Annotated in this window: 19 protein-coding genes and 1 riboswitch; of the genes, 8 read left to right on the top strand and 11 right to left on the bottom strand. The window is 71.8% G+C overall.

Features of this window, described 5'->3' with window-relative positions; genetic code table 11:
* Positions 1-43 precede the first annotated feature (43 nt).
* From ACFYO9_RS02690 to ACFYO9_RS02700, 3 genes are all read left to right on the top strand, one after another.
* Positions 44-541 (top strand): GNAT family N-acetyltransferase, encoded by a 498-nt coding sequence (locus ACFYO9_RS02690; RefSeq protein ID WP_358778393.1) that lies wholly within the window; start codon positions 44-46, stop codon positions 539-541.
* Between the two features lie 49 nt (positions 542-590).
* Positions 591-727, top strand: a riboswitch (cobalamin riboswitch).
* 130 nt (positions 728-857) lie between these two features.
* The gene (locus ACFYO9_RS02695; protein WP_358778392.1) at positions 858-3,284 is read left to right on the top strand and encodes a ribonucleoside-diphosphate reductase subunit alpha; all 2,427 of its coding nucleotides are present in this window, start codon (positions 858-860) and stop codon (positions 3,282-3,284) included.
* Entirely contained in the window at positions 3,284-4,303 is a 1,020-nt protein-coding gene (locus ACFYO9_RS02700) for a ribonucleotide-diphosphate reductase subunit beta (protein ID WP_355802976.1), read from the top strand. The genes ACFYO9_RS02695 and ACFYO9_RS02700 overlap by 1 nt, the downstream gene beginning before the upstream one ends.
* Before the next feature lie 67 nt (positions 4,304-4,370).
* Here ACFYO9_RS02700 and ACFYO9_RS02705 read toward each other — a convergent pair whose 3' ends face one another.
* From ACFYO9_RS02705 to ACFYO9_RS02750, 10 genes are all read right to left on the bottom strand, one after another.
* Entirely contained in the window at positions 4,371-5,747 is a 1,377-nt protein-coding gene (locus ACFYO9_RS02705) for a cytochrome P450 (protein ID WP_358711604.1), read from the bottom strand.
* Positions 5,744-6,868 carry an epi-isozizaene synthase gene (gene cyc1, locus ACFYO9_RS02710; RefSeq protein WP_388665922.1) on the bottom strand — a complete coding sequence of 375 codons (1,125 nt, stop codon included), beginning with the start codon at positions 6,866-6,868 and terminating at the stop codon, positions 5,744-5,746. The genes ACFYO9_RS02705 and cyc1 overlap by 4 nt, the downstream gene beginning before the upstream one ends.
* A gap of 302 nt (positions 6,869-7,170) precedes the next feature.
* Positions 7,171-7,827, bottom strand: a complete 657-nt coding sequence (gene def / locus ACFYO9_RS02715; protein ID WP_355802981.1) for a peptide deformylase — start codon at positions 7,825-7,827, stop codon at positions 7,171-7,173.
* 62 nt (positions 7,828-7,889) lie between these two features.
* Positions 7,890-8,870, bottom strand: a complete 981-nt coding sequence (locus ACFYO9_RS02720) for a hypothetical protein (RefSeq protein WP_358711599.1) — start codon at positions 8,868-8,870, stop codon at positions 7,890-7,892.
* Between the two features lie 195 nt (positions 8,871-9,065).
* A complete protein-coding gene (locus ACFYO9_RS02725; RefSeq protein WP_358711597.1) occupies positions 9,066-10,316 on the bottom strand; it encodes an HD domain-containing protein in 1,251 nt (416 codons plus the stop codon).
* The gene (locus ACFYO9_RS02730) at positions 10,313-11,746 is read right to left on the bottom strand and encodes an HD-GYP domain-containing protein (protein ID WP_358778391.1); all 1,434 of its coding nucleotides are present in this window, start codon (positions 11,744-11,746) and stop codon (positions 10,313-10,315) included. Before ACFYO9_RS02730 ends, ACFYO9_RS02725 begins: the two co-directional genes overlap by 4 nt.
* 163 nt (positions 11,747-11,909) lie before the next feature.
* Positions 11,910-12,218 carry a mycothiol system anti-sigma-R factor gene (rsrA, locus tag ACFYO9_RS02735; protein WP_355802989.1) on the bottom strand — a complete coding sequence of 103 codons (309 nt, stop codon included), beginning with the start codon at positions 12,216-12,218 and terminating at the stop codon, positions 11,910-11,912.
* Positions 12,215-12,889, bottom strand: a complete 675-nt coding sequence (gene sigR / locus ACFYO9_RS02740) for an RNA polymerase sigma factor SigR (protein WP_355802991.1) — start codon at positions 12,887-12,889, stop codon at positions 12,215-12,217. The genes rsrA and sigR overlap by 4 nt, the downstream gene beginning before the upstream one ends.
* Before the next feature lie 231 nt (positions 12,890-13,120).
* Complete coding sequence (locus tag ACFYO9_RS02745) at positions 13,121-13,780, bottom strand: alpha/beta family hydrolase (protein WP_358778390.1); 660 nt, start codon at positions 13,778-13,780, stop codon at positions 13,121-13,123.
* 1 nt (position 13,781) lies between these two features.
* On the bottom strand, positions 13,782-14,609 hold the full coding sequence (locus ACFYO9_RS02750; RefSeq protein WP_355802995.1) for an SOS response-associated peptidase: 828 nt from the start codon (positions 14,607-14,609) through the stop codon (positions 13,782-13,784).
* 49 nt (positions 14,610-14,658) lie between these two features.
* Between ACFYO9_RS02750 and ACFYO9_RS02755 the strand changes: the two genes are divergently transcribed.
* From ACFYO9_RS02755 to ACFYO9_RS02770, 4 genes are all read left to right on the top strand, one after another.
* A complete protein-coding gene (locus tag ACFYO9_RS02755) occupies positions 14,659-15,381 on the top strand; it encodes a M50 family metallopeptidase (protein WP_358778389.1) in 723 nt (240 codons plus the stop codon).
* A gap of 32 nt (positions 15,382-15,413) precedes the next feature.
* Positions 15,414-16,760, top strand: coding sequence for a 3-phosphoshikimate 1-carboxyvinyltransferase (gene aroA, locus ACFYO9_RS02760; protein WP_358778388.1), 1,347 nt, complete (start codon positions 15,414-15,416; stop codon positions 16,758-16,760).
* Between the two features lie 17 nt (positions 16,761-16,777).
* Positions 16,778-17,788, top strand: a complete 1,011-nt coding sequence (rsgA, locus tag ACFYO9_RS02765; RefSeq protein WP_358778387.1) for a ribosome small subunit-dependent GTPase A — start codon at positions 16,778-16,780, stop codon at positions 17,786-17,788.
* Between the two features lie 111 nt (positions 17,789-17,899).
* Positions 17,900-18,223: a multidrug efflux SMR transporter gene (locus tag ACFYO9_RS02770; RefSeq protein ID WP_355803005.1), complete on the top strand. Its 324-nt coding sequence runs from the start codon at positions 17,900-17,902 to the stop codon at positions 18,221-18,223.
* A gap of 21 nt (positions 18,224-18,244) precedes the next feature.
* Here ACFYO9_RS02770 and ACFYO9_RS02775 read toward each other — a convergent pair whose 3' ends face one another.
* Positions 18,245-18,850 carry a TetR/AcrR family transcriptional regulator gene (locus ACFYO9_RS02775; protein ID WP_358778386.1) on the bottom strand — a complete coding sequence of 202 codons (606 nt, stop codon included), beginning with the start codon at positions 18,848-18,850 and terminating at the stop codon, positions 18,245-18,247.
* A gap of 142 nt (positions 18,851-18,992) precedes the next feature.
* Between ACFYO9_RS02775 and hisN the strand changes: the two genes are divergently transcribed.
* Positions 18,993-19,793 carry a histidinol-phosphatase gene (gene hisN / locus ACFYO9_RS02780; protein ID WP_355803009.1) on the top strand — a complete coding sequence of 267 codons (801 nt, stop codon included), beginning with the start codon at positions 18,993-18,995 and terminating at the stop codon, positions 19,791-19,793.
* The last annotated feature ends 135 nt before the right edge of the window (positions 19,794-19,928 follow it).

The following is a 19,928-nucleotide window of genomic DNA, read 5'->3' on the forward strand; positions in this document are numbered from 1 at the left end:
AAACCGGCGGCCCTTTGTCGTGCGCTGTTGCACACTGCGCCCCATGGACATCACGATCAGAGCGGCACACCCCGAGGAGTACGCGGCGCTGGGCGACCTCACCGCGCAGGCCTATCTCGACGACGGACACCTGGACTACGGCGCGGAGGACCACTACCTGCCCGTGCTGCGGGACGTGGCGGGGCGCGCGGCGCACGCCGAGATCCTGGTGGCCGTGGCGGACGACGGCGCGCTGCTCGGCGGGGTCACCTTCGTGCCGTCCGGCGGCGCGCTGGCCGACATCGCGCGGGGCGACGAGACGGAGATCCGCATGCTGGCGGTCTCGCCCGCGGCGCGCGGCCGCGGGGTCGGCGAACTGCTCGTCCGCGCATGCCTGCAGCGGTCCAGGGAGGCGGGCAGGCGCCGGCTCGTGCTGTCCTCCTCGCCCTCCATGCGGACCGCACACCGGCTCTACGAACGCCTCGGCTTCGTGCGGACCCCGGAGCGCGACTGGTGCCCGCTGCCCGACCTCCCGCTGCTCACCTACGCGTTGACACTCTAGGCCCCACCCTCCGCGATCCGACACAAGATGTGGGCCTGCTTCCGCGAGCCGACACAAGATGTATGCTCGTGCTCGCTGTCGCCGCAGGGGAATCCGGTGCAAGTCCGGAACTGTCCCGCAACGGTGGACGTGTACGCCTTTGTCGTACGCGGAGTCCGAAGACCTGCCGGCAGCGCACCCGTGCCGTCCGGCCCGGGTGCCGACCGTCCGGGCCTCGTGGAATGGGCCGGTGGACGCGGTACGCCGCCCTGTCCGGGTGCGCCCGTGTGTGCCGTCCCCTCGCGCAGGCCCAGAGCCGAGCGAGGGAGAGCTCCACGTGACCATCGCGCCTGCCGAACCTGCGTCAGCGCGGGCACCGCGACCCAGTGCCAGCACCGACAGCACCGACAGCACCGAGGGTGCCGACGCGCCGGGGACCGCGCTGCTGCGCACCCTGACCGACCTCACCGCCGACCTCCCCGACGCCGACCCCGGCCGGGTCGCCGCCGCCGCGCTGCGCGGCCGCTCGGCCAGGGCCGACGAGGCGGAGCTGCGCACGCTCGCGACCGAGGCGGCCGCGGGGCTCATCTCCGAGGACCCGGCGTACTCCAAGCTCGCCGCCCGGCTGCTCTCCCTCTCCGTCGCCGCCGAGGCCGCCACGCAGGGCGTGCGCTCCTTCACCGAGTCGATCGCGGTCGGCCACCGCGAGGGCCTGATCGCCGACCGCACCGCCGACTTCGTCGCCGCGCACGCCGCCCGGCTCGACGCGCTCGTGGACACCGCGCTCGCCGACGGCGCCGACTTCCGCTTCGGCTACTTCGGCCTGCGCACGCTGCATAGCCGCTATCTGCTGCGCCACCCCCTCACCCGGCAGGTCATCGAGACGCCGCAGCACTTCATGCTGCGCGTGGCGAGCGGCCTGGCCGAGGACGGCAGCGTCCGCGCGCTCGACGAGGTCGCCGCGCTGTACCGCCTGATGAGCCGCCTGGACTACCTGCCGTCCTCGCCGACGCTCTTCAACTCCGGCACCCGCCACCCGCAGATGTCCTCCTGCTACCTCCTCGACTCCCCGCTGGACGAGCTGGACTCGATCTACGACCGCTACCACCAGGTCGCCCGGCTCTCCAAGCACGCGGGTGGCATCGGCCTCTCGTACTCCCGGATCCGCTCCCGCGGTTCGCTGATCCGCGGCACCAACGGGCACTCCAACGGCATCGTGCCGTTCCTGAAGACGCTGGACGCCTCGGTCGCCGCGGTCAACCAGGGCGGGCGGCGCAAGGGCGCGGCCGCGGTCTACCTGGAGACCTGGCACTCCGACATCGAGGAGTTCCTGGAGCTGCGCGACAACACCGGTGAGGACGCGCGCCGCACGCACAACCTCAACCTCGCGCACTGGATCCCGGACGAGTTCATGCGCCGGGTCGCCGCCGACCTGCCGTGGTCGCTCTTCTCGCCGTCCGACGTGCCGGGCCTCGTCGACCTGTGGGGCGACGACTTCGACGCCGCGTACCGCGCGGCGGAGGCCGCGGGCCTGGCCAAGAAGACCATCCCGGCCCGTGAGCTGTACGGCCGCATGATGCGCACCCTCGCGCAGACCGGCAACGGCTGGATGACGTTCAAGGACGCCGCCAACCGCACCGCCAACCAGACCGCCGAGCCCGGCCACACCGTGCACTCCTCGAACCTGTGCACGGAGATCCTGGAGGTCACGGACGACGGCGAGACGGCGGTCTGCAACCTCGGCTCGGTCAACCTCGGCGCGTTCGTGGAGAACGGCGACATCGACTGGGAGCGCCTCGACGCGACCGTCCGCACGGCCGTCACCTTCCTGGACCGCGTCGTCGACATCAACTTCTACCCGACCGAGCAGGCCGGCCGCTCCAACGCCAAGTGGCGCCCGGTGGGCCTCGGCGCGATGGGTCTGCAGGACGTCTTCTTCCAGCTGCGGCTGCCCTTCGACTCCCCCGAGGCGCGCGCCCTCTCCACCCGCATCGCCGAGCGCATCATGCTCGCCGCGTACGAGGCCTCCGCCGACCTCGCCGAGCGGAGCGGCCCGCTGCCCGCCTGGGAGAAGACCCGCACCGCACGCGGCATCCTGCACCCCGACCACTACGACGTGGAGCTGACCTGGCCGGAGCGGTGGGCGGCGCTGCGGGAACGTATCGCCGCGACCGGCATGCGCAACTCGCTGCTGCTCGCCATCGCGCCGACCGCGACCATCGCGTCCATCGCCGGCGTGTACGAGTGCATCGAGCCGCAGGTCTCCAACCTCTTCAAGCGCGAGACGCTCTCGGGTGAGTTCCTCCAGGTCAACGCCTATCTGGTGGAGGAGCTGAAGCGGCTGGGCGTCTGGGACGCGCAGACCCGCGAGGCGCTGCGCGAGGCCAGCGGCTCGGTGCAGGGCTTCAGCTGGATCCCGGCGGACGTCCGCGCGCTGTACCGCACCGCGTGGGAGCTGCCGCAGCGCGGCCTGATCGACATGGCCGCCGCGCGCACCCCGTTCCTGGACCAGGCGCAGTCGCTCAACCTGTTCCTGGAGACGCCGACCATCGGCAAGCTCTCCTCGATGTACGCGTACGCCTGGCAGCAGGGCCTGAAGACCACGTACTACCTGCGCTCGCGCCCCGCCACCCGCATCGCGCGCGCGGCCGGCGGCTCGAACACGGCCGCCACCGCCCCCGCCCCCGTCCCCGCGCAGGCGACCCCCGAAGACGCCGTCGCCTGCTCCCTGGAAAACCCCGAGTCCTGCGAGGCCTGCCAGTAATGAGCACCACCAACTCAGAGAAGAACCTGCTCGACCCGGGCTTCGAGCTGACCCTGCGCCCCATGCGCTACCCGGACTTCTACGAGCGCTACCGGGACGCGATCAAGAACACCTGGACCGTCGAGGAGGTCGACCTCCACTCCGACGTCGCCGACCTCGCCAAGCTCTCGCCCGGCGAGCAGCACATGATCGGCCGGCTGGTCGCGTTCTTCGCGACCGGCGACTCGATCGTCTCCAACAACCTCGTGCTGACCCTCTACAAGCACATCAACTCCCCCGAGGCGCGGCTGTACTTGAGCCGTCAGCTCTTCGAGGAGGCCGTGCACGTCCAGTTCTATCTGACGCTGCTCGACACCTATCTGCCCGACCCGGAGGACCGTGCGGCGGCCTTCGACGCGGTCGAGGAGATCCCCTCCATCCGTGAGAAGGCCGAGTTCTGCTTCCGCTGGATGGACTCGGTGGAGAAGCTGGACCGCCTGGAGAGCAAGGCCGACCGGCGCCGCTTCCTGCTGAACCTGATCTGCTTCGCGGCGTGCATCGAGGGGCTCTTCTTCTACGGCGCCTTCGCCTACGTGTACTGGTTCCGCAGCCGCGGCCTGCTGCACGGCCTGGCCACCGGCACCAACTGGGTGTTCCGCGACGAGACGATGCACATGAGCTTCGCCTTCGACGTGGTCGACACGGTCCGCAAGGAGGAGCCCGAGCTCTTCGACGACGCGCTGCGGCAGCAGGTCACGGACATGCTCAAGGAGGCCGTCGAGGCCGAGCTGCAGTTCGCCCGTGACCTGTGCGGCGACGGTCTGCCCGGCATGAACACCGACTCGATGCGCGAGTACCTGCAGTGCGTGGCCGACCAGCGGCTGCAACGCCTCGGCTTCGCGCCGGTCTACGGCTCGGAGAACCCCTTCTCCTTCATGGAGCTGCAGGGCGTCCAGGAGCTGACCAACTTCTTCGAGCGGCGGCCCTCCGCGTACCAGGTCGCGGTCGAGGGGTCGGTCTCCTTCGACGACGAGTTCTAGCTCTGGCGCACGGCGGCCTCCCTGTGCCCGTCCCGTCGGCTTCGGCGGGGCGGGCACACGGCCGCGGTCAGCGCGGGGTGGCCCGCAGGACGAGCCGCTTGGGGTGCAGGGTGATGCCGACGCGGGTGCCGGTGTCGGTCTCCCCCACCGGTTCGAGGCGCCACTTCGGGGCCACCGTCCCGAGGATCAGGGCGAGTTCGGCCAGGCTGAAGTGGTCGCCGGGGCACTTCCTGTTGCCGACACTGAACGGCATCATCGCGAACTCCGGTACGGCGGCGGCGCGTTCTGGATTCCACCGGTCCGGGTCGAACTCAAGGTTCCGCTCGAAGGAACGCGGGTCGCGCTGCATCGCGTAGACGCTGTAGACGATGTCCGCGTCCGCCGGAATCGAATAGCCGCCCAGTTCGGTTTCGGCCACCGACCGGCGCGTGAATATCCAGGCGGCCGGCCGTATGCGCATCGCCTCGGTGACGACATTGCGGGTGTGCGGCAGGGCCGCCAGATCGGCGAATGTGATCGCGCGATCGGGGGCCACGGAATTTACCTCTTCAACCAACCGCCTTTCCTGCTCCGGGTGTTCGGTGAGCAGATGGAAGGTCCACGCCAACGTCGACGCCACATTCTCCGCACCCGCCACGACGAGCGACACCACGTTGTCGTGGATCTCCTGGTCGGCTATGAGCGCCCCGGATTCGTCCCTGGCCCGCAGCAATTCGGCGAGCAGGTCGTCCGGGGCGCCGGGCCCGGCCGCGCGACGCTCCGCGATGATCTCGTCGACCAGCGCGTGCAGATCGGCGAGCGCCCGCTCGAAGCGGCGGTTGGCGGGGGTCGGGACGCGGTAGAGGGGCCCCACCGACAGCACCATCCGGCGGTAGAGCCCCTCGAACACCGTGTGCAGCGAGTCCGCGATGCGGTCCGCCTTCTCCCCTATGGAGTCGACCTCCAGGAGCGAGCGCGAGACGATGCGCACGGCGGTGCGGAACATCTCCGCGCCCACGTCGACGGTGGCGCCCGGCTGCCAGCGGGCGGCCGTGGCGCGCGCCTCCTCCTCCATCACCTTGGCGTAGTCGGCGATCCGCTCGGGCCGGAACGAGGGCTGCATCATGCGCCGCTGGCGCCGGTGCAGCTTGCCGTTGCTGGTCGCCACGCCCTTGCCGAGGAGCACCTCCAGGGTGTCCCAGAGCGGGCCCCCGACGATGTAGTCGGGGTTCTTCAGGAGGGCGCCCACGAGCTCCGGATCGCAGACCGCGTACGCCGTGCGGGGTCCCAGCCTGATCCGTACGAGATCCCCGTGGTCGCGCAGCGCGGCGAGGAAGCCGAGGGGGTCGCGCACCAGGTTCCAGGCGTGGCCGAGCAGCGGCACACCGCCCCGGACGAGGGGTGGCGTGCGCAGCGGATCAGGACCGGAAGTGGCCGACGCAGGTATTGCGGACTCGATGCTCATTCCTCACCCACCAGTTCGTTTTCCGCCACGGCTTCTTCCGTCACATAGGGCGGTACGGACCTGTCGTCCCAGCTGTCCACCCGATAGCGGCCCGATTCGTGATGGAACCAGTACACGGACGAGAACCAGTTCCGCATATTGAAGACACAGGATTGCACCGCGTCCGAGAGTTCCCTGCCGTGCTGACTTCCGTCCGCCAATTCATCGGCGAGCAGAAGAACATCCCGTTCCGCCTCGATGAATTCCGTGACGCACCGGCTGACGCGCCGGTGCACTTCCCGCACCGCCTCTTCGAGCGTCATTCCCTCGTGGTGGATGAGGCTGATTCCGAGATTGTGCAGCTCGTCGCCCGCGAGTTCTTTCGGGAGCGAACACAGGTCGTTGTACCAGGCCGAGAAATCCTGGGTCGCGAGCGCCGCACGCCGGTACGCGGGGTGCCCCCGCACGGCCGACGGCAGCTCGAACCGTGCGGTGGGTTCGAGGAGGTCGATCCACGACCAGTGCGCGAAGGTGAGGCGGCGCAGCTCCACGTACGCCTCGACGGTGGGCACGGTGCCGCTGCGCCGGTTCCTGAACTCCTGGTCGTACGCCTCGATCACCGGGTGGAAGTGGCGGGCGAACCGGGCGTTCCAGCTGGGGCCGAGGAAGGAGTACAGGCGACGGACGCAGTCCGCGAACCCCGCGACCAACGGGTCCTTGTGGTGCAGGTACTGCCGGGGGTCGTTCAGGGCGCCGTGCAGGCCCCGGCAGAGCCGCCGCCACTGTGCCGCCCTGCCGTGCACCGAGTCCCGGTCGTGCCGGTCGTCCCACGCGAAGAACCAGCTGCTGAGGTCGGCTATCGCGGTGAGCAACGCGTCCGGCGCGCCGATGTAGTAGCCGGCGACCAGGTCGGTGTAGCACAGGCTGTCCGCGTACCGTTCGACCTTGTCGGCGGGCATGAGGCGCATTTCGCGCAGCCAGGTCCGCGACTTCTCCTGAAGCTTTGGCCAATACGGATGCAGACGGCGAGGGAACGTCGCTTCGATCACCGGAACGGCCAGTGCCGGAGGGACGGTGACCACCGGTGTGCCTGGCCGTGTGTGTGGTGGTGTCTGAGAAGTGCTTCCGGAATATGCAGGCACGAACATTCCCCTTTCAGCCGCCTGAGGACACGCGCCCCTTCCGCTGTACCGGGCGCGCGCCGTTGCGTATCCCCGCGCTTTCCATTCAGCACCACAACTGACCGTTCAGGGAACAGATTTGCGCCATTCACTACCCCCCGGTGCCGAGAACCTCCCCGTACGTGACTGAATATGGGCCACAGACAGCCTGTTCTGCTCGCACAGGCGATCGGTTCACGCCAACGGCCCCTGGTCAGGGGGTAGTTCCCGACCAGGGGCCGCTCGTGTCACGCGGTTCCCACGCCTCTCAGGCGTCGCGTGCGTCAGTCATTGGCCACCACGGGGTAGCGCGGAGTGCCTTCTTCCATCTGCCGCAGCGCGTCCTTGCGCTCCCGCTTGGAGAGGCGGTCGATGTAGAGGTATCCGTACAGGTGGTCCGTCTCGTGCTGCAGGCAGCGCGCGAAGTACCCGGTGCCGCGCACCTTGATGGGGTTGCCCTTCTCGTCCTGGCCCGTGACCTCGGCGTAGTCCGGGCGGGCCAGCGGGGCGTAGGCGGTCGGGACGGAGAGGCAGCCCTCGCCCGAGTCGTCCAGGCGGCGCTTGTCGGCGGGCAGCTCCTGGAGGACCGGGTTGCAGACCACACCGACGTGGCGCACGCCGTCGTCGTCCATGCAGTCGTAGACGAAGACCTTCAGGTCGACGCCGACCTGGTTGGCGGCCACGCCCACTCCGGTGGCGACGCGCTGGCTCACGAACATGTCGTCGATCAGCTTGGCGAGATCGTCGTCGAAGGCCGTGACGTCCTTGCACTCCTTGTGCAGCACAGGATTGCCGACCACGGTGATCGGCCGGTACGTGCCGCGCTCGCGGTAGGCCGTCTCCCGCTCCTCGCAGTTCTCGGTGTCGATGACGAAGCCCTCGTCGTCGACGGGGAGCACCCCGCCCCCGCCGATGGCCTGCTGCTCAGTGTCCTGCGCCATGTCCGCCGTACGCCTTCCGTGAAACCCTCGAGAGTTGTGCCGGTACAGACTACGGCGAACGCTCAGCAGACCTCTTCGAGATCCCGCCAGTCCCGGGAATCCGGGCTGTCCGCGACCCAGCCGTCCAGCAGCCCGCGCACCAGGGCGGCGGGCGCCGCGAGGCCGCACTCGCGCTCCGGCACCCAGAGCGCGCCCGGACTGCGGTGGCCGAGCGGCCCCGGATGGCCCGGCTCGCTGTGGTCGTGCGGGTCCAGATGCTCGCCGTCGCCCTCGTCGCTCGGCATCCGCGACTCCGAGCACATCCGGCAGAGCAGCCGCACCGAGGACGACCAGTCCTCGGCGGCGAAGCCCGCGTCGGCCGCGAGCTGCTCCAGGGCGTCCCGGTCCTCCTCGGTGGCCGCTTCCAGGAGGACCACCCAGGTCGGCACGGGGGAGGGCGCCCACAGCTCGATCTCGTCGAAGACGGGGTAGGAGTGCCCGGCCGCCGTCGTCCGCTCGCCGTGCGGGACGCCGTCGTGCAGCACGACCTCGCCCCAGCGGCGCCCGGAGGAGGGCAGCGGGATGGAGAGGACCTCCATTCGGGCCGGGTCGAGCCGCCGGCCCCACACCACTTCCGCCTCGCCCTCCGGGGAGAGCCGCACGGCCGCGCTGCCCAGCTCCATGCCGGTCGGCTCGCCGGAGGCGGCCACCCCGCCGGGGACCTTGAGGCCGTACGCCTGCCAGGCGCGGCGGGCCAGCGGCCAGTCCTGCAGGGCGGTCGCCGCGATGCCGACGTTCCACCAGTCGGGGGCGCCCGCGGACCGGTCCAGGAGCGCCACGGCGCGCAGCCCCGCGGCCCGCGCCTGTTCCCAGTCGTGCCGGAATTTGTGCAGCAGCGCCAGGTTGAACCAGGACTCGGACAGCCAGGGTTCGAGATCCGCCGCGCGCGTGAGCAGCGCCCCCGCGTCCTCGTACCGGCCGTCGCCGATCAGCGTGAACGCGCGGTCGGTCGCCTGCCGCCATGAGGCGGAGGGCCGGTGCCGTCCCTTGCCGAAGATCCTCACGATGTCCGCCTGATTCCCGCCTGCCACGTCTTGCGTCGGTCACTTGTCGATGGGCGCCGCCCGGGGTCCTGATCCCCGCGCACCCTCTTCTTCGCATCCAACCACGTACGGTCGGACGGCCGCTCATTACCCATGGGTTACCCAGCCGGGCACCAGGTAAGGCCCGTCCGTGGGCCTCCCCGTCCCGCCCGGACCCTACGGGCCACCTCCCCTGTCCCTGGACAGCACCCTGGCCAGCGACTCCACGACCTCCGGCTGGTAGTCGTGGCCGGTGGCCAGGCGCAGCCGCTCCAGGGCCTGGAGCGGCCCGTCGAGTGCTCCCGAGGGTCCTTCTCCCCGCGCCATCTCGTCGTACGCGTTCGCGGTCCGCACAATACGTGCGGTGAGGGGCTGTTCGCGGTACGGATCCGCCTGGCGCTCCACGACGACGGCGACGGCGGCGTCCACCCCGGTCTGGCGGACCACGGCGCCGCCGAGCAGGGCTATCCGGCGCTGTTCCGCCTCGGGCAGCACCGCGGTGGCGCCGGCCGGGACGGGGTCGACGAGGGAGAGCTGGCCGATGTCGTGCATCAGGGCCGCGTGCTCCAGGACGGCGAGGTCCGCCGCGCAGAGCCCGAGGTCACGGCCCACGGCCCGGCTGAGCCCCGCCACCCGGTGGGCGTGACCCTGCGGGGTGTATCCGGCGATCTCGGTGGCCCTGGCCAGCGAGGCGATGGTCTGCCGGTAGGTGGCCCGCACCGCGGCGTACCGCCGGAAGGAGAGCTGGGTGAGCAGCAGCGGGAGGCTGAAGACGGGCAGCGCCCAGAGCCCCGCGACGGCCACCGCGAGCGCCATGACGGCGCCCGTCGCGCAGACGGCGGAGCTGATGCCGAGCGTGGCCCGCAGCTCCTCGCGCAGCAGCGGCCCGAACGGCCACCGGGTGCGGGCGTGCGCGGTGGCGGCGGCGAGGACGGCGTCGCAGAGCGCGGTGAGGACAAGGAGCGCGACGATGCCGAGCGCGTAGTACGGACCGTGCCCCACCAGCTTCTCCAACTGCCCGGAGTTGTAGAGGGGTTGGAAGCAGGCGGCGGCGAAGCCGACGGTCAGCACCCGGCGGACCAGCTGATCGAGGGTGGGGCCGCGGCCGAGCGCCACATGCGGCACCGCGCCCACCAGGGCCGCCGCGACGACCACCGCGACCACCTGCAGCACCCCGTGGTGCGTGGCCTGCCCGGAGTTCTCGCCGAGCAGCGCGTACGCCAGCGCCCCGGCGGCGCCGAGCGGCGCGGACTCCCGGCTGCGGCCGCTGCCCCACCGGGCCAGCTCACCGAGCGTGATCAGCACCCCGAAGGCGAGGGCGACCCGGCCCTCGGTGATGCCGTGCCAGAGGGTCCGGGAGAGGGCGGCGAGGGCGAGCAGCGCGGCCAGCCAGGTGAGGGTCGCGGGCAGCCGGGACGCGGTCTTCACCGGGCCGCCGGACGGGAGACCGCGGGGGCGGGCGGGGTGGATGTGACGGCGGTGTCGGCTGTGTCGGCTGTGTCAGCCGTGACGCCGGGGCCGGAAGGGACGCCGGGGCCGGAAGGCACGTTTCCGCTCTGCTCGGGCACGCCCCCGGCGGCCTCCGGGACGTCCGCGGTGACCTCGGGGTGCCAGCCGTACCGTGCCAGGGCCCGGGCGAGGGCGGCCACCATCTCGGGGTCGAACTGCGCGCCGGCGCATCGCCGGAGTTCGGCCACGGCGGCCTCGACGGGCCGGGCCCGCCGGTAGGACCGCGTGGAGGTCATCGCGTCGAAGGCGTCGGCCACCGCCACGAGCCGCGCGCACTGCGGGATCTGCGTGCCCGTGAGGCCGTACGGGTATCCGCTGCCGTCGATGCGCTCGTGGTGGTGCAGGATCGCCGCCCGCGCCTCGCCGAGGAAGCCGATGCCGCGCACCATCTCGTGGCCGTACTCGGGGTGCAGCTCGATGACGCGCCGCTCCTGTGCGGTCAGCGGCCCGTCCTTGCGCAACAGCCGGGTGGGAACGCCGAGTTTGCCGACGTCGTGCAGGATCCCGGCGAACCGAAGGACCTCGACGCGCTCGTCGTCCAGGCCCAGCTCGCGTGCGATCAGGACGGAGGCGCGGCCCACCCGCTCGCTGTGGCCCCGGGTGTACTTGTCCTTGATGTCGACGGCCTGGACGAGGGCCCGGATGGTCGCCTGGTGGGCGGCGCGCTCGCGGTGGTACTGCGCGAAGGCCCAGCAGGAGACGCCCATCGGGAGCAGCACGAGCAGGGCGGCCGCCGGGCCGTACGGACTGGCCCAGAGCACGGCCATCATCAGGCCGGCGAGTCCGTGCACGGTGACGGGGGCCAGGGAGCGCGCGAAGAGTCCGCGCCAGGCGGCCCGTACCGGCACCCGCTCGGCGGTCACGAGGATCCCGCCGTCGAGGGCGGCGAGGACGGCGGAGAAGGCGAGGACGGCGGCCCCCGCGGGCCCGAGGACGTACGGGAAGTCGGGGGCGGCACCGGCCGCGGGGCCGCCCAGCGCCGCGTACACCCACGCGGAGACCCAGGCGGCCACGGTGAGCCGGGCGGCGCGCCAGAGCCGGCGAAGGCGGCGGGGGTGCCGGTCCACGCGGGCGCAGAGCGCGCCCGGCAGGGCGACGAGGGCGGCGGCCGACGGGGGCAGCAGGAACACCGCGGCGAGCAGCACGGGGAAGAAGGTGCCGAGGCCGCGCGGCACGCGACGGCCGACGGCCGTGCAGCGGGTGATCTGCTCGCAGCCGGCGAAGAGCACGGCGAGGAGGAGGACGGCGGGCCACGGGGGGCGGGCGCCGGGCGCGGGTACGGCGCAGGCGCCGCCGGTCAGGGCGACGCACAGGATGTAGACGCGGGCCCGCGCCGGCACCGACCGCATGGAGCTCTCCTCCCCGTTCCAGGTCGGAGACTAGAACGGGGGCCTCCCTGCCAGCGCCCGGCTGCCGTTAATTAGCACGTACGAGTGACGGGAGGTGAGAGCGGGGCACAGCGGTCCGCCGGGCCGGGGCCCGGCGGTCAACTGCTGTGCGAAAGCGGGGCGTTCAGGCCTCGGACGCGGTCACGTCGTGCGTGACGTCCTGGTCGGGCACGGCCTGTCCGGAGCGGATCAGGTCGATGCGGCCCATCACCTTGGCCCGCAGGTCGACGGGTACGTCGTCGGAACCGCAGCAGCGCTTGACCAGCTTCTTGACCGCCTGCTCGAGGCCGTACTTCTCCAGGCACGGAGAGCACTCCTCGAAGTGCGTCTCGAACTTGGTGCAGTCGCTGTCCGGCATCTCGTGGTCGAGGAACTCGTAGAGATGGTCCAGGACTTCACTGCAGTCAGTCTCGTGCGGCTCTCCGCAGCTCATGAGCCCGAGCCTTTCGTTCCGTTCGACTCCCCGGCACCCGCAGGGACGAGCCCGCGCTCACGGGCGTAGTCCTCCAGCATGCCGCGCAGCTGGCGGCGGCCCCGGTGCAGTCGGGACATCACCGTACCGATGGGTGTCCCCATAATGTCCGCGATCTCCTTGTACGCAAAGCCCTCGACATCGGCGAGATAGACGGCGATGCGGAATTCCTCGGGGATCGCCTGCAGCGCCCGCTTCACGTCCGAGTCGGGCAGGTGGTCCAGCGCCTGCGACTCGGCGGAGCGCAGACCGGTGGACATGTGCGACTCGGCGCGCGCCAGCTGCCAGTCCTCGATCTCCTCGGCGGCGCTGCGCTGGGGCTCGCGCTGCTTCTTGCGGTACGAGTTGATGAACGTGTTGGTGAGGATGCGGTACAGCCAGGCCTTGAGGTTGGTGCCCTCGCGGAACTGGTGGAACGACGCGTACGCCTTCGCGTACGTCTCCTGCACCAGGTCCTCCGCGTCCGCCGGGTTGCGCGTCATGCGCAGCGCCGCCGAGTACATCTGGTCGAGGAACGTCAGCGCGTCCCGCTCGAAGCGGGCTGAACGCTCCGCGGCCGTCTCCGCACTCTCTCGGGGCTGCTCCGCCTGACCGTGCTCGGTCCCTGCGTCGGTCCCAGTGACCGGACCCACCTCCTCCAACGACGTGGCGGGACCGAGAGCAGTCCCACTCGAATCGGAGGATAGACGACGACCCGCTCCCCGCGCCGCCCGAATAGATGCGGTTTTGGGTGCGCTCAGCACCGTCCACTCCAGGTCAGCGGCGCTGGAGCGGTTCGGGCAGATGGTCGAACCCATGCGGCGGACTCCCTCTTGTACGAACGGCTGTCGACGGTGTTCACCGTCTGTCCGCCACAACAGAGGTCACCCGTCCAACATTCCCGTCCAGCGCGTCACGGCGTCCGTGATGCGCTTCACCGCCTCGTCCTGCCCGCCCTCCGCCCGCTTGGGCACGGCGAACCCGTGATCGCCGTGCGGGATCTCCACGAGCTCGTACGCCCCTTCGGGGAACTCCGCGGGTTTCCCGAAGGGGTCGTTGCCGCCCTGCACGACGAGGGTGGGCACGCCGGCGCCGAGCAGTTCGTCGGCGCGGGACTTCTCGGGCTTGCCCGGGGGGTGCAGCGGGAAGCTCAGGGCGAGCACGGCGGCGGCGCCCAGTTCGGTCGCGGTGCGGCAGGCCACGCGGGCGCCGGCGCTGCGGCCGCCGGAGATCACCGGGAGGCCCTGCTTCTGCAACGCGGGCCAGATGCCGCGCCAGCCGGTGTCGAGCGTCCTGGGGGCGGGCGCCAGCTTCTTGCCTGCCACCCGCCAGGGCTGCTCCACGAGGGCGACGGTCACGCCGTGCGCGGGCAGGGCGGCGGCGACGGCCCGGAGGTCGCGGGCCTCGATGCCGCCGCCGGCGCCGTGGCTGACGGCCAGCACGAGGCGGGCGGTGTTCGCGGGGGCCGGGTGCCAGGTGATCCGGGCCACGCCCGCATCGGTCTCGATGGTCTCGACGGTCTCGACGGTCTCGCTCTTGGTCACGTCAGAAGAGTGTGCCCTCTTCGGGCCCGTCGAGCTCCTTGAGCAGCTCCGGGCCGTTGTTGCGGACGTTGCTGACGGCGGTGGAGACCGGGTAGGCGCGCATCAGTCCGTGCGGCGGGGGCTCCAGGAGGGTGCGCAGCTCCTCGACGTCGGTGCGGGCCGGGTCGAGCCAGGCGTCCCAGCGGTCCGGGGTCAGCATCAGCGGCATGCGCGGGTGGATGTCGGCGAGCGCGCGCGGGCCCTCCTCGGGGGCGACGGCCAGCGGCGCGGTCTCCGCCTCCGTGGTGATCACCGTGCACGTCACCCACCAGGCGAGGGGGTGTTCGTCGGGCAGCGTCTTGTCCCGCCAGAACTCGTAGAGCCCGGCCATGGCGAAGACCGAGCCGTCGGCGGGCGTCACGAAGTAGGGCTGCTTGCGCGGCCGCTTCTTCTTGCCCTCGACCTCCAGCTGCCGCTCGTCGGGCGCGGTGACCCACTCGTAATAGCCGTCGGCGGGCAGCAGGCAGCGGCGGGAGGCGAAGGCGCGGCGGTAGGACGGCTTCTCGTGCACGGTCTCCGCGCGCGCGTTGATCATCCGGGCCGCGCCCTCGGGCGTCTTGGACCAGGACGGGACCAGGCCCCACTTCAGGGTGCGCAGCTGACGAACCGGACGCGGGTCGTCGGCGTCCTTCAGGGGGCGGTCGAGGACCGCGTAGACCTCTTTCGTGGGCGCCACGTTGAAGTCCGGGGCGAACTCCTCCCCGGGCTCCTCGTACGTCTCGATCTTCTCGATCTCAAAGGTCGCCGCGAGATCCTCGGGCCTACGACTCGATGCATACCGTCCGCACATACGTGCCAGACTGCCAGACCGCGCACGACCAGAGGGAGCCGTTCCGCTGATGGAAAGCACCGCCAACGCCAGCCTGACCGACCTCTGGGACCGTGTCTTCGGTACGCAGCCCGCGCCCGAGCAGTGGCTCGTCATAGCCGCCGGCGTCGTCGCCCTCGCCGTCGTCGTCCCGCACAGCATCTGGCGCCTCGCCCGCAACGCCATCACCATCGCGCACGAGGGCGGCCACGGCCTGGTCGCACTGCTCACCGGGCGGCGCCTGGACGGCATCCGGCTGCACTCCGACACCTCGGGCCTGACCGTCTCGCGCGGCAAGCCGTCTGGGATCGGCATGATCCTGACCGCCGCCGCGGGCTACACCGCGCCGCCGCTGCTCGGCCTCGGCGGTGCGTGGCTGCTCGCCTCCGGGCGCATCACGGCGTTCCTGTGGATCGCGACGGCGCTGCTCCTCGTGATGCTGGTGATGATCCGCAACGCGTACGGCGCCCTGACGGTGATCCTCACCGGCGGCACCTTCCTGCTCGTCTCCTGGCTGGCCGACACCGACGTGCAGGCGGCCTTCGCGTACGCGGTGGTGTGGTTCCTGCTCCTCGGCGGCGTACGTCCCGCCTTCGAGCTGCAGTCCAAGCGCAGGCGCGGCGGCGCGGGCGACTCGGACGCGGACCAGTTGTCGCGCCTGACGCATGTGCCCGCGGGGCTGTGGCTCTTCCTCTTCCACGCCGTGTCGCTGTGTTCGCTGATGGGCGGGGCCCGGTGGCTCCTCGACGTCTGAGCGGGGCCCCGGCCAGCCACTAAAGTGAGGGCATGACCGAAACCCCGGCGCACACCGCCCTCTGGCCCGCCCCGCACGCAAGCGGAGCCGTCACCGCGACGGTCCACGTCCCCGGTTCGAAATCGGTCACCAACCGGGCGTTGGTCCTTGCCGCGCTGGCCGCCGAGCCCGGCTGGCTGCGCCGCCCGCTGCGCTCCCGCGACACCCTGCTGATGGCGGGCGCGCTGCGCGCGATGGGCGTCGGCATCGAGGAGACGGTCTCCTCCAGCTCCCCCGTCGCCGGCGGCGCGGGCGCCACCGGAGAGGCGTGGCGGGTGATCCCCTCGGGGCTGCACGGCCCGGCCACGGTCGACGTCGGCAACGCCGGCACGGTCATGCGCTTCCTGCCCCCGGTGGCCGCCCTCGCCGACGGCCCCATCCGCTTCGACGGCGATCCCCGTTCGTACGAGCGCCCCCTGCACGGCGTGATCGACGCGCTGCGCGTGCTCGGCGCCCGCATCGACGACACGGAGGGCAGCCGCGGCGCGCTCCCCCTGATCGTGCACGGCGGCGGCGCCCTGGAGGGCGGCCGGGTCGAGATCGACGCCTCGTCGTCCTCCCAGTTCGTGAGCGCCCTCCTGCTGAGCGGCCCGCGCTTCAACCAGGGCGTGGAGGTACGGCACGTGGGCGGCGCCCTGCCGTCCATGCCGCACATCCGGATGACCGTCGACATGCTGCGCGCCGTCGGCGCCCAGGTGGACACCCCGGAGGCGGGCGGCGAGCCGAACGTGTGGCGGGTGACCCCCGGCGCGCTGCTCGGCCGCGACCTGACCATCGAGCCCGACCTGTCGAACGCCCAGCCGTTCCTCGCCGCGGCCCTGGTCACCGGCGGCACGGTGACGATCCCGGACTGGCCGGCCCGCACCACGCAGCCGGGTGACGCGCTGCGCGAGATCTTCACCGAGATGGGCGGTTCCTGCGAACTGACCGAGCGGGGCCTGGTGTTCACCGGCTCCGGCTCGGTGCACGGCATCGACGTGGACCTGAGCGAGGTCGGCGAGCTCACCCCCGGCATCGCGGCGGTCGCGGCCCTCGCCGACTCGCCCTCGACGCTGCGCGGCGTCGCGCACCTGCGGCTGCACGAGACGGACCGGCTCGCCGCGCTCACCAAGGAGATCAACGAACTGGGCGGCGACGTCACCGAGACCGCCGACGGCCTGCACATCCGGCCGCGCACGCTGCACGGCGGCGTCTTCAGCACCTACGACGACCACCGCATGGCGACCGCGGGCGCGATCATCGGCCTCGCGGTGGAGGGCGTACGGATCGAGAACGTCGCGACGACGGCGAAGACCCTCCCGGACTTCCCCGACCTCTGGACCGGGATGCTCGGGAACTGACGGGCGGATCGAGAACCATGCGCCGCTACGGCAAGAACCCCGACGAGGACGACATCCGCGTCCGCCCCAACCGCAAGGGCAACCGCCCCCGTACCCACATCCGGCCCAAGCACGAGGACGCGGCCGAGGGCATGGTCCTCACCGTCGACCGGGGCCGGCTCACCGTCCTGGTGGACGACCGGATCGTGATGGCCATGAAGGCCCGCGAGCTCGGCCGCAAGGCCGCCGTGGTGGGCGACCGGGTCGCGGTCGTCGGGGACCTGACCGGGAAGAAGGACACGCTCGCGCGGATCGTGCGGATCGCGCAGCGCACGTCGGTGCTGCGGCGCACCGCCGACGACGACGACCCGTACGAGCGGGTGGTCGTCGCCAACGCCGACCAGCTCGCCATCGTCACGGCGCTGGCCGACCCCGAGCCCCGGCCGCGGCTGATCGACCGGTGCGTCGTGGCGGCGTACGACGGCGGTCTGGAGCCGGTGCTGGTGCTGACCAAGTCGGACCTGGCGCCGGCCGACAAGATCCTGGAGACATACGCCACCCTCGACATCCCCTATGTGGTCACCAGCCGCGAGGAGTTCACCGACGGGGCGGAGCTCGCGCGGGTCCACGAGCTGCTCGACGGCAAGGTCACGGCGTTCGTGGGGCACTCGGGGGTCGGCAAGACGACGCTCGTCAACGCGCTCGTCCCCGAGGAGCGGCGGCGTACGACCGGGCACGTCAACGCGGTCACGGGGCGCGGCAGACACACCACCACCTCCGCGCTCGCGCTGCCCCTGGAGGGCTCGGACGGCTGGGTGATCGACACGCCGGGCGTGCGGTCGTTCGGGCTCAACCACGTCGATCCCTCGCGCGTCATCCTCGCCTTCCCGGATCTGGAGCCGGGGACGGCGGAGTGCCCGCGCGGCTGCAGCCACGACGAGAAGGACTGTGCGCTCGACGCCTGGGTGGCCGACGGGCACGCGGATCCGGCGCGGCTGTACTCGCTGCGCAGGCTGCTTGAGGTCCGGGAGCGGCGCGACGGCGACTGACCTCCCCGTTGTTTGCGCCGCGACGGCAAAGGTAAATGCATAATCGCACCAAGCCGGATTCAAGCCAGACGAATCGGCCGCGGATCGTGGACGAGCACGGGAGGCAGGGACATGGCGTGGCTGCTGGTCATCGTGGCCGGGGTTCTGGAGACCGGCTTCGCGGTCTGTCTGAAGCTGTCCCACGGATTCACCCGGCTCTGGCCGACGATCGCGTTCGCCTCCTTCGCGCTCGGCAGCTTCGGCCTGCTGACCCTCGCGCTGCGCAAGCTGGACGTGGGGCCCGCGTACGCGGTGTGGACGGGCATCGGGGCGGCCGGCACGGCGATCTACGGCATGATCTTCCTGGGCGACCTGGTCTCCACGCTCAAGATCGTCTCGATCTCGTTCGTCATCATCGGCGTGATCGGCCTGCAGCTGTCGGGCTCCGCGCACTGAGCGGCCGGCCGGCGCCGGGATCTATCTGACGCCCACCCAGCGCCCGATGGCCCCGCGCACCAGTTCCGCGGGGTCGTCGTCGTTCCCGGCGGGCGCGACGACGTACGACAGGGCGAGGCGGACGGCGCTCTCGCAGGCGAGGGCGAGCTCGGGGTCCCTGGCCCGGCCGCGGCCGCCGAGCGCGAGCACCGCGCGGTCCCGTACCAGCGCGAGCAGTTCCGCGGCGGAGGGCACCCCGGCGTCCGCGCGGCGCTGTGCCGGCACCGGCGAGATGGAGCCCGCGACGCGGCTCGGCGGGGGGAGCCGCTCACCCCAGCAGTCGGTGAGCGCGGCCCGTACCAGCGGATTGGCACGGGCGGCGCGCACGCTCCACGCGGCCACGGCGGCGAGCCGGTCGGCGGGGTCGCGCTCCTCGGCCAGCGCCCGCTCCACGCCGTGCAGATAGCCGTCCGTCTCGCGCCGCAGCAGCGCGCGGGCCAGGCCGTCCTTGCTGCCGAACTCGTTGTAGAGGGTCTGCCGGGAGACCCCGGCGGTCGCCGCGACGTCGACCATGCGCACGCCGGGCCACGGTCGCCGCGCGAGCGCCGTGTACGCCGCGTCCAGTAAGGATTCCCGTGCTGCAGGCATCGTCGCCTCCCCGGGCCCAGAGGGCTCCCGTGCCAGAGTTGACGGGCTCGGCGGCGCTGTCAATAGCTCCGGCGCGCGCAAGGGCGAGCACCCGCCACCCGGCGCTGTGGATCGCGCCGAACGAGATCGATACTGTTCACCCATGCCCGACTACCACGATGATCTGCGTCTCGCCCACGTCCTCGCGGACACCGCCGACGCCGCGACCATGGACCGGTTCAAGGCCCTCGACCTCAAGGTCGAGACCAAGCCGGACATGACGCCGGTGAGCGAGGCCGACAAGGCCGCCGAGGAGCTGATCCGTGGCAACCTCCAACGGGCCAGGCCGCGCGACGCGATCCTCGGCGAGGAGTACGGCGTCGAGGGCACCGGGCCGCGCCGCTGGGTGATCGACCCGATCGACGGCACCAAGAACTACGTGCGCGGCGTGCCCGTCTGGGCCACCCTGATCTCCCTGATGGAGGCGGGTGAGGGCGGCTACCAGCCGGTGGTCGGCGTCGTCTCGGCGCCCGCGCTCGGCCGTCGCTGGTGGGCGGCGAAGGGCGGCGGCGCCTACACGGGGCGCAGCCTGACCTCGGCGACCCGCCTCCAGGTCTCCAAGGTCAACCGCATCCAGGACGCCTCCTTCGCGTACTCCTCGCTCACCGGCTGGGAGGAGAAGGGGGCGCTCGACGGGTTCCTGGACCTGAGCCGCGCGGTGTGGCGCACGCGCGCGTACGGCGACTTCTGGCCGTACATGATGGTCGCCGAGGGCTCGGTCGACATCTGCGCGGAGCCGGAGCTCTCGCTCTGGGACATGGCGGCGACCGCGATCGTGGTGACGGAGGCGGGCGGCCGCTTCACCGGCCTGGACGGCAGGCCCGGCCCGCACAGCGGCAACGCGGCGGCCTCGAACGGCCTGCTTCACGACGAGCTGCTCGGGTACGTCAACCAGCGTTACTGAGGCGCGGGTACGTCGACCAACCCCCTGACGGGCCGTCCGGCCCCCTCCGCGGGGCGCGAGTTCGTCTCCACGCGCCCCGAACTGACCGCACGCGCCCCCTTGCTGGCCTCCGGCCGGGCTGCGACTCTATGAGTC

Source organism: Streptomyces sp. NPDC005863, from assembly GCF_042871345.1.
In the GTDB taxonomy this organism is placed as follows: Bacteria; Actinomycetota; Actinomycetes; order Streptomycetales; family Streptomycetaceae; genus Streptomyces.

Coding starts and splice junctions, on each gene's coding strand:
- ACFYO9_RS02690 (WP_358778393.1), top strand. CDS start 44: ATGGACATCACGATCAGAGCGGCACACCCCGAGGAGTACGCGGCGCTG.
- ACFYO9_RS02755 (WP_358778389.1), top strand. CDS start 14,659: ATGGAAAGCACCGCCAACGCCAGCCTGACCGACCTCTGGGACCGTGTC.
- ACFYO9_RS02750 (WP_355802995.1), bottom strand. CDS start 14,609: ATGTGCGGACGGTATGCATCGAGTCGTAGGCCCGAGGATCTCGCGGCG.
- def (WP_355802981.1), bottom strand. CDS start 7,827: ATGGCGCAGGACACTGAGCAGCAGGCCATCGGCGGGGGCGGGGTGCTC.
- ACFYO9_RS02775 (WP_358778386.1), bottom strand. CDS start 18,850: ATGCCTGCAGCACGGGAATCCTTACTGGACGCGGCGTACACGGCGCTC.
- rsgA (WP_358778387.1), top strand. CDS start 16,778: ATGCGCCGCTACGGCAAGAACCCCGACGAGGACGACATCCGCGTCCGC.
- ACFYO9_RS02730 (WP_358778391.1), bottom strand. CDS start 11,746: ATGCGGTCGGTGCCGGCGCGGGCCCGCGTCTACATCCTGTGCGTCGCC.
- ACFYO9_RS02700 (WP_355802976.1), top strand. CDS start 3,284: ATGAGCACCACCAACTCAGAGAAGAACCTGCTCGACCCGGGCTTCGAG.
- aroA (WP_358778388.1), top strand. CDS start 15,414: ATGACCGAAACCCCGGCGCACACCGCCCTCTGGCCCGCCCCGCACGCA.
- ACFYO9_RS02705 (WP_358711604.1), bottom strand. CDS start 5,747: ATGAGCATCGAGTCCGCAATACCTGCGTCGGCCACTTCCGGTCCTGAT.
- rsrA (WP_355802989.1), bottom strand. CDS start 12,218: ATGAGCTGCGGAGAGCCGCACGAGACTGACTGCAGTGAAGTCCTGGAC.
- ACFYO9_RS02770 (WP_355803005.1), top strand. CDS start 17,900: ATGGCGTGGCTGCTGGTCATCGTGGCCGGGGTTCTGGAGACCGGCTTC.
- hisN (WP_355803009.1), top strand. CDS start 18,993: ATGCCCGACTACCACGATGATCTGCGTCTCGCCCACGTCCTCGCGGAC.